Below are 12,671 nucleotides of genomic sequence, written 5' to 3'. Positions count from 1 at the left end.
GGCAGGCTGCGACCGCCGCCCGACTACATCGTTGCGTGTGCGCGGAAGGTCGAGGACGAGATCATCGACGGATGAAGACGCGTATCCATGTGGCTGTCGCTGCCCGCCCGGGCGCCTGCCGAACGACGTGTATTGAGGCGCAGGCCGAGCGCTTCCAGCGCCTTGAGCTGTTCGATCTGAATCGAAGACAAGGCCGCAAGATCGTCTTCCGAATGGGTCACCTGAACGCGCTTGAAGAGGTCCGGCGTGTGCTGCGCGATGATCCGCAGTTCCCCGCCCAGGGTCGCCAAAGCCGCCGCATCCACAGGAATTTCAAACTGGGCGCGAGAATCTTTTGACGGCATGTCGCGCAGCTTTTCCTGAACCAGCGAGAGGTTGCAGAGAAACAGCGTCCGCGCCTGCTCGATGTTCATGGCCGCAAGAAGCTCATCCGATGCGACAGTTCCGAGGACGCGATGCTGCAGGCTGTTCACCAGTCGAAGCGAAGCTGTGTTCGATCCGCTGGCACTCTTCGGCGCAAACGAGGTCGACAGAGCACCGCTCCAGACGGCGTCGAAAATGTCGATCCGCTGCAGTGCGATGATCGATTCCCGATCCAGACGGTTATTACCTTTGCGTGGCATCTTCGTCTTCATGTCGAAGCCCGTGAAAGAGTCTGTCTGCGGTGCGAAAGCCTGGCCAATCATTGTCATGCTCCATTTCTATCTTGGCTGGACCATGCAGGTGGGCGCCTTAACCGACTCTCATTGAATAGTAAAAAACAGTAAATGGCCTTGGAGGCGGACGTCCGAAAGGTCGGCCTGCGTATAACAAATTTGAAAGACGGGTATCTCTCTCCTTTCGAATATTGGTGGTTGCCGATCGTGCGGAGGAATGCAAGATGCGGCCCGAGACTTCAGGTTGCATATGCGCAAAGCATTATGCATCCCGGGAACTTCGTGAGGCGGAGAGGGTTCGGCGGCGTTTATCCGAGCGGACAAAGAGGAGAAAGAGATGGCTGACGGACGCAAGGCGGCGCCACAACAACCACCAGCAGGCGGATGGGGGGCACTGAACGCCGTCGAGCAGCATCTGAGCAAGCAGCAAATTCTTCTCAAGGGCAACCGTGCACTTCTATCGATGAACAAGCCCGGAGGGTTCGATTGCCCCAGCTGCGCCTGGCCTGATCCGGAAAAGCCGCATTTCGCCGAATACTGCGAGAACGGTGCCAAGGCCGTCGCCTGGGAGGCAACGAAGAAGCGGACCGGACCGGATTTCTTTGCGACGAACCGGGTTGAGGACCTGAAGTCCTGGAGCGATCATGAGCTGGAGGCGCATGGCCGCCTGACGCATCCGATGCGCTATGATGCCGCAACGGACACCTATCAACCGGTGGACTGGTCGGTCGCACTCGCCGAAATCGGTGGCATATTGCGCAATCTCGATCCGAAGCGGGTCGAATTCTACACATCCGGGCGAGCCTCGAACGAGGCGGCCTTCCTCTGGCAGCTTCACGGCCGGCTTCTCGGCACCAACAATTTTCCCGATTGCTCGGATATGTGCCATGCAACGACGACGGTCGCGCTGCCGGAGAGCATCGGTATCGGCAAGGGCACGGTGACGCTCGAGGACTGGGAACATTGCGACGCGTTGTTCATCATCGGGCAGAATCCCGGCACGAACAGCCCGCGCATGATGACCTACCTGCACGACATGGCCAAGCGCGGCGTGCCGATCGTCACGTTCAATCCGCTGAAGGAGAGGGCGCTTTTGCGGTTCACCGATCCGCAGAGCCCGGTCGAGATGCTGACGGGCAGAGGCCAGACGATCACCTCCAACTATTTTCAGCTGCGCACCGGCGGCGACATCATGGCCATGCAGGGCATCTGCAAGGTGGTAATTGCAGCCGACGATGCGGCGCTCGCCTCCGGCGATACGCGGATCCTCGATACCGCGTTTCTTGAAGAGCATACGGCGGGCTTTGCCGCCTTCGCAGACTTCATACGTAATCTGAGCTGGGACGAGATCGAGCACTACACGGCGCTAAGCCGCGAACAGATCGAGCAGGCCGCCGACATTTATATGAAGGCAGAGCGGGTCATTGCCTGCTGGGGCATGGGCATCACCCAGCACAAGCATGGCGGCGATGCCATGCAGCAGATCCTTAACCTGTTGTTCCTGCGTGGCAATATCGGCCGCCTCGGCGCGGGGGCATGTCCGATCCGCGGACACTCGAATGTCCAGGGCGACCGCACGGTCGGGATCAACAAGACGCCGACGGAAGATTTTCTCTCGCAGCTGGATGCGGCTTTCGGCTTTGTCAGCCCGCGCGAGCATGGTCACGATACTGCCGAGTGCTGCGAGGCGATCCTTCGCGGCGAGGTAGATGCATTCCTCGCGCTCGGCGGCAACTTCTTCCGCGCGATCCCCGATATCGATCGGATCGCGGAGAAGGTGCCCGAGATCGGTCTGACGGTGCAGATCGCGACGAAGCTCAATCGCAGCCACCTCATCCATGGCAAGCAGGCCTACATTCTCCCCGCGCTCGGCCGGACGGAGCTCGATCTGCAGCAGGGCGTCGCGCAGACAGTGACGGTGGAGGACAGCTTTTCGATGGTTCATGGCTCCACGGGGCGCCTGGCGCCGGCGAGCGAGCATTGCCGCTCCGAGCCCTGGATCGTCGCCAACCTTGCCAAGGCCACCGTTGCGGATCGCGCATCCATCGATTGGGACGGCCTCGTCGCCGACTATGACCGTATCCGCGACAAGATCGAGGAGGTGCTTCCCGAGCAATTTCGCGACTACAATATCCGGATCGGCAAGCCCGGCGGCTTCCGCCTGCCGAACGGAGCGAGCGAGCGTCGCTGGGCAACCCCGACCGGCAGGGCGAACTTCCTGTTCAATCCGGACCTCAAGGACCAGAATGACGATGCGCCGGAGCGGCCGCACCTTCAACTGATGACGCTCCGCAGCCACGACCAGTTCAACACGACGGTCTATTCCAACAATGACCGTTATCGCGGCATATCCGGGGATCGCATGGTGGTCTTCATGAACGAGAAGGATATGGCGACGCTCGGCGTTCCCGAGGGAACGGTCGTCGATTTCGCAGCCGTTGCGGGTGATGGTATCGAACGGAGGGCGGGCGGCTTCAAAGTCGTTGCCTATGACGTGCCGGAAGGTTGCTGCGCGGCTTACTATCCCGAGACGAATGGACTCCTGTCCCTGTCGCATCGCGATACGCGAAGCAACACGCCCGCTGCCAAGTCCGTGCCGGTGGTCATCACCCGGACGCAGCCCGGCAATCCCGCAGACAGTCGCCCGGAGGTGTCCGAGATCGTGCCGAAAGCGGTTGCCGTCATGCCACGCGCTTGAGGCTTTCGGGCCTCGTCAATAATCGCGATCGTTGCCCAAGCCGACAAAGATATTGAGTTTGCGCCGGGAGATGAGCCTGACGCTGCGGTCTTCCTGAATCTGGTAGGTCTCCAGATAGCGGTCGCCTCGCGGGTCGAGGAAGCGGTGGGTAAACGTGGAGCCGATCGGCGATTTCGTCAGCTTCGTGCGCGGCTGGCCATTATAGATCAGGCTGCCGGGGATAGGCTCCAACTCGGTCGAGGCCGTGGTGCAGGCTGCAAGCGATAAGCCCATAGCAAGAATGCCGGCAATGCGAAGGTTCATATGCGTGTCTCCTCAAGCATGCCGGGTCAGTCCGTCTTCCGCAACAGGCTTCATCGAATGCTGCTGCTGCCAAACCCTTCGCAGAAGCCTTGGTTCCCTGCGTTGACTGCACCGCCTCTCCTCGCGGTCGTACACCTTCGGGAACCGGGCGTCGTCGCTGTCGGTTAGGCGGGAAAGCAGTGTTCGAAGGAGACGATACATGACGCCGGTCGCACTTGTCACGGGAGCCGGATCCGGAATCGGGAAGGCTGCGGCCTTAGTGCTTGCGCAGGACGGATATCGGATCGGTGTCCTCGGCCATACGCCGGACGAACTGGAACAGACGGCGGCCGAGATCCGGAAGACAGGCGCGGAGGTGGAGGCCTTGACGGCCGATGTGGCCGAGCATGAGGAGATGCGGAACGCCCTCTCGCGCCTGACGGAACGGTTTGGCAGACTTGATGTCGTGGTCGCCAATGCCGGCATCAACGGCGTCTGGGCCCCCATCGACGACCTCACGCCGGAGGAATGGAACCGGACGATCGCCATCAACCTTACGGGAACCTACCTCACCATACACACGACCGTGCCGCACCTGAAAAAGGCTGGTGGCGGATCGATCGTCGTGGTCTCTTCGATCAACGGGACGCGAACATTCACGACGCCGGGCGCCACGGCCTACACCGCAACCAAGGCCGGTCAGGTTGCAATGGTACAGCAACTTGCGCTGGAGCTTGCCCGCCATGGCATCCGCATCAACGCTGTCTGCCCGGGAGAGATCGAAACGCGCATCTCCGCCAATACCGACCAGCGCAAGGAGGAGGAAACGGGTATACCGGTGGAATGGCCGGAAGGTCAGGTTCCCCTCACGGGCGGCAAGCCCGGTCGAAGCGAGGATGTCGCGAATCTCATCGCCTTCCTCGCATCCGACAAGTCACGCCATATCACCGGCTCTCCCATCTGGATCGATGGCGGGCAAGGCTTATTGCGATAGCGGCGGTTCCTCGGCTTGCGACGGTACGCCGCAGTTTCCGGGCCCCATTGGCGCAGCAATACCCGCGATAGGCACTGCCAGGAAGCGGAGGCCGAGAACGGCCGAGCTCTGTCGGAGCGCGTGTTACGAACGTCTGTCGCCTATCGCCTGACGATCACACGTGCCGGGTCGCAGCGCTGCTCCCAACCTGCGCGTTCCAGCGCCGGCGTATCGTCTTCGGCTGCGGGATAGCCAAGACAGAAATAGCCGATGAAATGCCAGGTTTTTGGTACATCCAGCGCGGCCACGACGGTTGCCGGATCGAGGATCGACAACCAGCCGAGCCCAAGCCCTTCTGCGCGGGCGGCAAGCCATAGCGTGTGAACTGCGAGCACTACCGAGTAATCGAGCGTTTCCGGCATGGTACTGCGCCCCAACCCGTGCCCCTGCAAAACCGAACGGTCGCAAAATACGGCGAACTGGCAGGGCGCAGCATCAAGGCCCGCGAGCTTCAGCCGCGCATAGCGTTCAGCCTTTTCACCGGAGTAGCCCGCGAGTGCTGCGGCGTTGCAGGTTTCGAAAACATTGCGTACGGTCGTCCGCCGACGGGCGTCCTCCACGAAGACGAAACGCCAGGGCTGGCTGAGGCCGACCGAAGGTGCAAGGCTAGCCGCCTGGACAAGGCGCTCGGTCGTTCCCGGCGGAAGCGGATCCGTACGGAACTGCCGCACATCGCGACGCCACGTCAGGAGTTGCGTGAGTTCGTCACGGAAACCGGAATCGAATATTTTTCGCTGTGGCATCGGCCACATTCCTCCAGCATTCTCTACCCATGGAGACGACCATGTGACGGATCACCGGCTGCATAGCAGTTGCGGGTTGTCCAGCGCCAGATGGCGCAGGTGTATGTGAGCGGAGGTCTGCCGACGCTTGCATGTTTCGATCTGCCGAAGCGGCGGTAAGACGCTAGTCCGCCGGATGCCGCGTGCTTGCCGTGCGCGCCACGGGATATAATGCCGTGAACCGTGTCCCGGGGACAGGCAGGGGGTGACATTCGACGCCGTAAACATCGGAGATCGTTGCGGGGTCCATGACCGTTTCCGTCGAACCGGATGTGTGCACGCGGCCGTCTTTCAGCAGAAGAACCTCATCGGCGTAGCGTGTTGCCAGATTGAGATCGTGCAGCACGGCAAGTGTCACCACCTCATGCTGCCGCGTATGTTCGGCGACAGCATCGAGAATTTGCAGCTGGTTGGCGAGATCGAGTGCCGAGGTTGGCTCGTCGAGAAGCAGCAGGCGCGGCCGGCGCACGAGAGCGAGCGCAAGGCCGATCATCTGCCGCTCCCCGCCCGAGAGCTGGCCGGGTCGGCAGCGGGCAAAACGCGACAAGCCAAGCGTCTCCAGCGTTTCCTCTGCGCGACGAAAGGCCTGTGGCGGGGCTCGCCACGAGCGCCGTCCGCCGCTCTGGGCCAGGAGCAGCAGCTCGAAGACATCCAGGGCGACATCGAGCTGGGCCAGATCCTGCGCGACATAGCCGACCTGCCGCGCCCGGTCGATGGGACGCATGGCGAGGAGGTCGGTATCATCCAGCCGAACGCGGCCTTCACCGCGCCGCATGCTGCAGAACCCTTTCAGCAACGTCGATTTTCCAGCACCGTTCGGGCCGAGAACCGCCAGCATCCGGCCTGGCTTTGCGTCGAATGACACGTCTTGCACGACACGGCGCGCGCCGATGGTGACACTGTAGTTTCCGACCGAGAGGCTCATGCGCCCGGGCTCCGCGACTGTCGCAGGACGAGGAAGATGAAGAAGGGCAGGCCGGTCAGAGACGTGACCATGCTGAGCGGTAGCACCGCTCCGGGCACGATGACCTTGGTCGCAAGCGAGGCAAGAACGGCGAAGACCCCGCCGACAGCCACTGTCGCGGCAATCGTGAAGCGATGATCCTCACCCACCAGCAGTCTGGCGACATGCGGGCCCACAAGTCCGATGAAACCGATGATGCCGACGACGGCGGTCACTGCGCCGGCGAGCAGCGCCGAAATGGTCAGCATCATGATCCGCAGCGCCCTGACGCGCACGCCGAAGACGATAGCCTCCTCGCCGAAGGAGCGGATGGTCGTCAAGGCCCAGGCATTCAGGAGAACGATGGGCAGCGCAATGGCGCAAAGCCCCGCCGCGATCGATACTTTGAGCCAGGTTGCGCGCTGCAAGGAGCCCATCAGCCAGAAGACGATGCTCTGCAGCTGATCGACGCTCGCCATGTACTGGACGAGTGACAGCAGCGAGGAAAAGACGAAGTGCAGGGCAATGCCCAGCAGCGTGATTGCCTGAACGCTTGTGCCGCCCCGCGTGAGTGCCAGGACGAGCCCGGTTGCCAGAAGGCCGAAAAGGAAGGCATTGGCCGCCGTCAGCAACTCGGGCGGCATCCATGGCATGGCGGATGTAAGCGAGACGGAAAAGCCGAGCGACAGCGCCGCGCCGAAACCCGCGGCGGAGGACACGCCGAGCGTGAAGGGCTCGGCAAGCGGATTGTCGAGGATCGTCTGCATGAGGAGGCCGGAGAGAGACAGTGAGATCCCCGTCACAAGCGCCATCAAGGTCATCGGCATGCGCAGTTCCCACACGACGAAACGGCTGCTCGCATCTGCCGTCGACGGGGAAAACAGCACGTTCGCGACATCGGCGGGCGAGAGCGTTCCGGAGCCGATGGCGATATCTGCGATGAAGGCGCAGGCGAGCACGACAAGGAGAGCGACGATGATCAGCACGCGCCGCATCACCGATTCGCCGTAATGGGCCTCGGCGCTCTCCGGCGCTGCGGTTTCCGTCAGGGGTAAAGCCAAATCGTTCTCTGCCGCGTCTCGATCCATGCGTCTTTCAATACAGGGATCGTCTATCAGGATGACGGGCCGTCTGGCGGCCCGTCGGCAATGCAGGTCTTTCATGCGGACTACTTGGTCGGTGCGGCTTTTGCCCCATAGACGGTCGTCAGGTCCTTGGGAAGACCCGTGAAGCTGCCGATGATCGTTGCGAGGTCTGCATCGGGATCCAGATCTGCAAAACGCTCGGGATAGAAGGCCTTGGCGAGATATTCGACCGCATAGATGTTCCACGCGCTGGCATAGAGCTGGTGGTAGAGGCCGACGACGCGGTTCTCTTCGACGGCCTTGATGTAGGAGAAGCCCTTTCGCTCGGACAAAGTCTTAAGCGATGTCTCGATGGCAGCCTTGTCGGCATTCAGCCCGAAGGTGGGGGAGACCGAACCTTCATTCGAGAATGGCGAGCCCGTCATCACGAAGACATCCGGCTTCTCGGCGATCAGCGTTTCCGTCGTCACGTCCCCGGTGCGGCCCTTGACCAGCTGGGTGCCGATGTTGATGCCACCGGCGTCTGCGACGATCTTGCCCCAATAGACATCGCCATGCGTGAAGCAGCAGGAGTCGAGGCCCTTCTGTCCGGCCTTGGCCTCTACGAAGACCCTCGGCTTTTCGGCACCGGCGAAGCCTGCCTTCACCTTTGCAAGGCGCTCGGCGTAGAAGTCGGTGAATTCCTTCGCTTCCGTCTCGCGGTTCAGCACCTTGCCGAGAAGATCCACGGTCTTCGGACCGTTGATTGTCGGCTCCAGTTCTGTGTCGATCAGAATGATCGGAATGCCGAGCTTGGCCAGCCGGTTGAAGAGGTCCGCATCGTCGAGGGCTTGCCGTACGCGCGTCTGGAACACAAGCAAATCAGGCTTCGTGGCGGCGACCTGTTCGAGATTGACCTGTCCCTCGTCACCGAATTTCATGTCGATGGGCTTTGCCGAGCTTTCCGGCCACTGCTTCTGGAAAACGGCCCAGGATGCTGGATCGGAGCGGGAGAGAATGTTGTTCCAGGCGACGACGCGCGCAAACGGATCTGCACGATCGAGCAGCGCCAGTGCGAAGAGATCGCGTCCGTCCTGCACAACGATGCGCTTCGGCTCCGAAGCGATTGTGATCTCGCGGCCCGAAATGTCTTTGACGACAAGGGGATAATCGGTGGCTGCGGCCGTGCCGGCGGAGAGGGTCATCCAGGCGGATGCGAGAAAGGCCGCTTTCACGACGGCTGATCTGAGGAGGCGCATGGGTTCAATTTCCTTCGAAGAACGGTTGCTCTATCCGCCTTCCTCCCGCATGCACTCCTCTGCCGCCCCGACCAACTGGCTAGATCTGGTCGATGCGCGTTTGCTAAAGGATAAAGATGAGCGCGTCAATCAAGTATCGTGACGTTTTTATCGAACCGAACCCCCGATTGTGTTGTCGCGTGAGGTAACGCTATGCTCGCCCGGTCCACAAGGGGATACCAAGATCGCGCGATACCAGCGGATCGGCGGTGAAAAGCGGCCGCCCTTCCGCAAGCAGCTGTTCGATGATTGTCTTGTCCATCTGCACGTGAGCGCGGGCGAGGCCGGTCTGGTTGTAGGAATGCCCCGTGGAATTCGGGTTGATGCCGGTGATAATGACCTGCGGCGCGCCGTGGTGGAGAGCAAAGAGAACGGCGTTCAGGCCGTTCGAACACTTGTCTTCGGTGCGAACTTCCGTGTTCTTGCGGCCGGTGATGCGGTCGAGCAAGGCCATGCGTTCGTAGCGGTCCACGATGACGAGTTCATCGTAGCCATAGTCGAAGGCCTTCAGGCCATTCACCAGCCGCTGCCGAGCGTTTTTGCGCCAGAGGAGAACGTACAGGCTGCGCGTCCTCTGTCCGGACAGGACGCGGCGCACTTCGACGGCGTTCGTATTGGTGCCCTCGACCTGATTGAACATCATGAAGGTGATGTCGGGAACATCGACCCCCCAGGCGCGGATGGCGGATTGGGAGCCGTTGATCGTGATGACGCTGAAAGACTCGTCCCACCCCTCGGGTTTGTGAATGACCGGGGCCGAACCGACGACGACGACGGGGCCTTCGAACGCGTGGGCGCATGCGGGCGGCATGGGGCGGCTTAGCCGGTACTTCAGCGACCGGTGGAGGCGCTGCCGTGTCTCAACGAGCAACTTCTTGACGTTCGTCATCGATAGACCTTCATGCTGCTTGCCGCGGGAGGGTTCGTCACCGCTTCTTCAGGAAACGCGGCTTGAGATTGCGCAGGAACAGATCGGCCGATTTCAAGACGCCAGTGAGGGAGATGAGCTTGTCGACCTGCGCATCGGTATTGCCGAGACGTTGCGAGAGAACGTCGGCAATGGTGAAGGCTATATCGGCCGAGGGAATCTCGGGGAAACGCGCGGCAAGCTTCGCGTAGGGATTGGCGAGGTCCGCCTCATGCAGCGTAAGCTTGCCGGCCTGCGCGAAGACCTTCAGGCACACCTGCTCGAACGTCCAGTCATGCACCGCGACGACGCGCCATTTCTCGCTTCTTTTGGCGGAAAAGCCCGCGAGCACGACCTTGACCGGCACCCGTCGTTCCAGCAGCCAGTACGCGAGCGCGAATCCCGAGGTCGGCAGCTTGTCGGAGGGGTAGATCTCCCGGCAAAGTTCCGTCAGATCAAGATGACCGGTCGCCGTGCCACCGTAATCGGCCTGCGTGTTCGGCGTCTCGCTCTCGGCGAGGCGAATATTGGCGATGCCGCAAAACGTGGACGGCGCAAACAGCGCAAGGACCTGCTCGACCTCTCCCCGGTAGACGATGTTCGCGCCACGCGGCTGCGCACGCGAGACGAGCATGCAATGGCCGGCGAACGGATGCTGGAGAACTTTGTAAGCCTTGTTGAAGAAAACGAAGAGGGAGTCTGCGGGATAGACGCGCTGCAGCGCGGGTACATCGACCTGTTCGCTGTTGGCGACAAGGATGATGTGTGGAAAGCGGGAAAAGAACGCTGTCCAAGCCTGTTCGGACGTCAGGCCCGATGTGGTGGCGGCGACCGGCGCGCCTTCATGATACCCGGGAAATTCCATAAGATTTGACACTTTCAGACGATATCGGGTGAAACCCGGTTCATCGGGACGGACGCTGTTGAATTACGGTCCGGGATGATAGTAAGCCCATGCGGACGCGGTCGGTATGGGGCCGGCCCGGTCCTGTTGTCATCGGGTTCTTACAATATGTTCGGATGGAAGAGCAAACGGAGTTTCACGCGGGAACTCGCCATCGTGCCGCCGGTGCCGCAGGCTGATCGGCACGGTATCGCCATCATGGCCTGCGTCAAGAACGAGGCGCCTTATATCGAGGAATGGGTCCGCTTCCACAGGGCGATCGGCGTTCGGCACTTCCATATCTACGACGATGGTTCGACGGACGGCACGATGGACATCCTGCGCTCGCTTTTGTCGTCGAAGTTTCTGACGATCGTTCCCTGGATCATGCGCATGCGCGACGACGGTACATCGGTGGTGCTGAACGGTCAGGCCATCGCCTTCGCACATGCTCTGCTCAACTTCGGCGGACGATACGACTGGATGGCCTTCATCGACGTCGATGAATTCCTCTTTCCAAAGCGGGATAGCACGCTCGAAGACGCGCTGCGGCACGCCGGAGGCTTTCCGAACATTTCCCTGCCGTGGCATATGTTCGGCCATGGCGGGCACCGGTCGCGTCCCAAGGGGCCGGTCTGCCTCAGCTATACAACGCGGGTCGCCCACCCGGAACGGCAGGATGCGAATGCCAGTAATTTCAAATGCATCGTCGACCCCACGCGCGTCACCGGCGTGAGCGTCCATCGTTTCCGAACCAGGGATTTCGGCGACCGGACATCCAACGATGCCGGAACCGTCTCGCCCGTACGCGACCGGAAAGCAGAGACATTCTACTCGGCCGAGTACCTGCAGCTCAACCACTACTACCTGAAGTCGGAAGAGGAGCTGGCAGAGAAAGTCTCGCGCGGGTGGTCGTTCGACGATACCACGGAGAAATACATCCGAAAGGTCGCGGCGACCGCACGGTACATCGAGCAGGACGTGATAGAGGACCGCGGCATGGTTGCCTTCATCGAACAGAACAGGATCGATCTGGGCCAGTCCGCGGTCCAGTTCCCAATCGCTGGAGCAGACGCATGACCGGACATCCTGATAATATCCAGAGCCTGCGCCGCGTGCCAAAGGCCTGGGCCGTCACCGAAGAGAAGGCGGGCACGCTGACACAGTGTCTCGGCATCGCGAGGCAGATCGATCCGGAACCCGTCGTCAAAATCGTGACGCGGCTGCGAGGCTGGCGCAAATGGTTTTGCCCGCGCCTCTTCTCGGTCCGTGAGGAGGAACCCGCTTTCATGGTGTCCTGCGGTTTCCGCGCGGAAGAGCCCGTGCTCGCCATGAAGCACGCCTTTGGCGGACGGCCGTTCGCCGTGCATCTGCAACGCCCGCGCGTGGACGGTTACGATCTGGTCTTCGTCTCGCGGCACGACTGGCTTCCGGAGCTTGATGGCATCGACCACGTGCACAAGATGGTGGGCGTTCCGCACCAGATAACGCCCGAGAAACTGGCGACATATGCAGGCGGCCGGACACGATATGCTGCGCCGGGAGATCGCGTAGCCGCCGTCTTTCTAGGTGGCTCCAACGGCGCTTATCTCTATGACGAGCGGTGCCATCTGGCGATCCGGGATGCCGTTCGGGGTCTGGAGGCTGCGGGGTGGAAGGTCTTGATCTCTGTCTCGCGAAGATCGAGCGACGAGACCTTGCAGGCGGTCTTGAAGCTGCGGTCTTCCAACGTCACCGTCTGGGACCGAACGGGTGAAAATCCCTATTTCGCGTTCATGGCGGCTGCAGATGCGTTTTTGATCGGGAAGGACTCGATCACGATGCCTTGTGAAGCGCTGGTGACGGGAAAACCTGTCTACACACTCGATCTTACGCCCGTTCCTGGCGAGCGGCTGACGAAATTCGAAACGTATCACCGAGACCTGCGCGATACGTTGAAACTCACCAGGGCCTTCAATGGCGAGCTTGGGGCCTATGCATACGAGCCTCTCAACGAGACCAAACGCATCGGCGGGATTGTGGCGCAGGCCTTGGCGGACCGGCATGATCGTGGTCCGCCCAGTTCCGCCATCAGCGTGAAGCGACAGATTTGAGAAATCAACGTTTCAATGAGTGAGGCGGTGGC

At 61.3% G+C, this 12,671-nt stretch carries 13 protein-coding genes; 5 read left to right on the top strand and 8 right to left on the bottom strand.

Annotation, left to right across the window (positions count from 1 at the left end):
• Positions 1-23: 23 nt before the first annotated feature.
• Positions 24-692, bottom strand: coding sequence for a hypothetical protein (locus tag BSG19_RS14135; RefSeq protein WP_139274775.1), 669 nt, complete (start codon positions 690-692; stop codon positions 24-26).
• A 301-nt stretch (positions 693-993) separates the two neighbouring features.
• Here BSG19_RS14135 and BSG19_RS14130 point away from each other — a divergent pair, with 301 nt between their 5' ends.
• On the top strand, positions 994-3,354 hold the full coding sequence (locus tag BSG19_RS14130) for an FdhF/YdeP family oxidoreductase (protein ID WP_092988673.1): 2,361 nt from the start codon (positions 994-996) through the stop codon (positions 3,352-3,354).
• A gap of 15 nt (positions 3,355-3,369) precedes the next feature.
• Here the strand turns inward: BSG19_RS14130 and BSG19_RS14125 are convergent, their stop codons facing one another.
• Entirely contained in the window at positions 3,370-3,657 is a 288-nt protein-coding gene (locus tag BSG19_RS14125; protein ID WP_092988672.1) for a hypothetical protein, read from the bottom strand.
• 199 nt (positions 3,658-3,856) lie between these two features.
• Here BSG19_RS14125 and BSG19_RS14120 point away from each other — a divergent pair, with 199 nt between their 5' ends.
• The gene (locus BSG19_RS14120) at positions 3,857-4,630 is read left to right on the top strand and encodes an SDR family oxidoreductase (protein WP_092988671.1); all 774 of its coding nucleotides are present in this window, start codon (positions 3,857-3,859) and stop codon (positions 4,628-4,630) included.
• Between the two features lie 140 nt (positions 4,631-4,770).
• On the opposite strand, the gene bluB is transcribed toward BSG19_RS14120, so the two are convergent.
• The 4 genes from bluB to BSG19_RS14100 form a co-directional block, all read right to left on the bottom strand.
• The gene (gene bluB, locus BSG19_RS14115) at positions 4,771-5,412 is read right to left on the bottom strand and encodes a 5,6-dimethylbenzimidazole synthase (protein WP_210185392.1); all 642 of its coding nucleotides are present in this window, start codon (positions 5,410-5,412) and stop codon (positions 4,771-4,773) included.
• A 163-nt stretch (positions 5,413-5,575) separates the two neighbouring features.
• Positions 5,576-6,376 (bottom strand): ABC transporter ATP-binding protein, encoded by an 801-nt coding sequence (locus tag BSG19_RS14110; RefSeq protein ID WP_092988669.1) that lies wholly within the window; start codon positions 6,374-6,376, stop codon positions 5,576-5,578.
• Entirely contained in the window at positions 6,373-7,455 is a 1,083-nt protein-coding gene (locus BSG19_RS14105; RefSeq protein ID WP_170865976.1) for a FecCD family ABC transporter permease, read from the bottom strand. Before BSG19_RS14105 ends, BSG19_RS14110 begins: the two co-directional genes overlap by 4 nt.
• Before the next feature lie 107 nt (positions 7,456-7,562).
• Positions 7,563-8,717 (bottom strand): ABC transporter substrate-binding protein, encoded by a 1,155-nt coding sequence (locus BSG19_RS14100; protein WP_210185391.1) that lies wholly within the window; start codon positions 8,715-8,717, stop codon positions 7,563-7,565.
• On the opposite strand from BSG19_RS14100, the gene BSG19_RS26095 reads away from it, so the two are divergent.
• Positions 8,716-8,859, top strand: a complete 144-nt coding sequence (locus tag BSG19_RS26095) for a hypothetical protein (RefSeq protein WP_170865975.1) — start codon at positions 8,716-8,718, stop codon at positions 8,857-8,859. The two genes, BSG19_RS14100 and BSG19_RS26095, sit on opposite strands and share 2 nt — an antisense overlap.
• 48 nt (positions 8,860-8,907) lie before the next feature.
• On the opposite strand, the gene BSG19_RS14095 is transcribed toward BSG19_RS26095, so the two are convergent.
• Complete coding sequence (locus BSG19_RS14095; RefSeq protein ID WP_092988667.1) at positions 8,908-9,645, bottom strand: membrane-anchored protein; 738 nt, start codon at positions 9,643-9,645, stop codon at positions 8,908-8,910.
• Between the two features lie 37 nt (positions 9,646-9,682).
• Positions 9,683-10,528 carry a 3-deoxy-manno-octulosonate cytidylyltransferase gene (locus BSG19_RS14090; RefSeq protein WP_092988666.1) on the bottom strand — a complete coding sequence of 282 codons (846 nt, stop codon included), beginning with the start codon at positions 10,526-10,528 and terminating at the stop codon, positions 9,683-9,685.
• Positions 10,529-10,675: 147 nt separating this feature from the next.
• Between BSG19_RS14090 and BSG19_RS14085 the strand changes: the two genes are divergently transcribed.
• Both BSG19_RS14085 and BSG19_RS14080 read left to right on the top strand, forming a co-directional pair.
• Positions 10,676-11,626 carry a glycosyltransferase family 92 protein gene (locus BSG19_RS14085; protein WP_092988665.1) on the top strand — a complete coding sequence of 317 codons (951 nt, stop codon included), beginning with the start codon at positions 10,676-10,678 and terminating at the stop codon, positions 11,624-11,626.
• Positions 11,623-12,639: a mitochondrial fission ELM1 family protein gene (locus BSG19_RS14080; protein ID WP_092988664.1), complete on the top strand. Its 1,017-nt coding sequence runs from the start codon at positions 11,623-11,625 to the stop codon at positions 12,637-12,639. The genes BSG19_RS14085 and BSG19_RS14080 overlap by 4 nt, the downstream gene beginning before the upstream one ends.
• Positions 12,640-12,671: the final 32 nt, after the last annotated feature.

It is taken from the genome of Rhizobium sp. NFR03 (genome assembly GCF_900111275.1).
Lineage (GTDB): Bacteria > Pseudomonadota > Alphaproteobacteria > Rhizobiales > Rhizobiaceae > Ferranicluibacter.
Note: the sequence above shows the minus strand (reverse complement) of the source record. Positions and strands in the feature narration are given on the sequence as shown.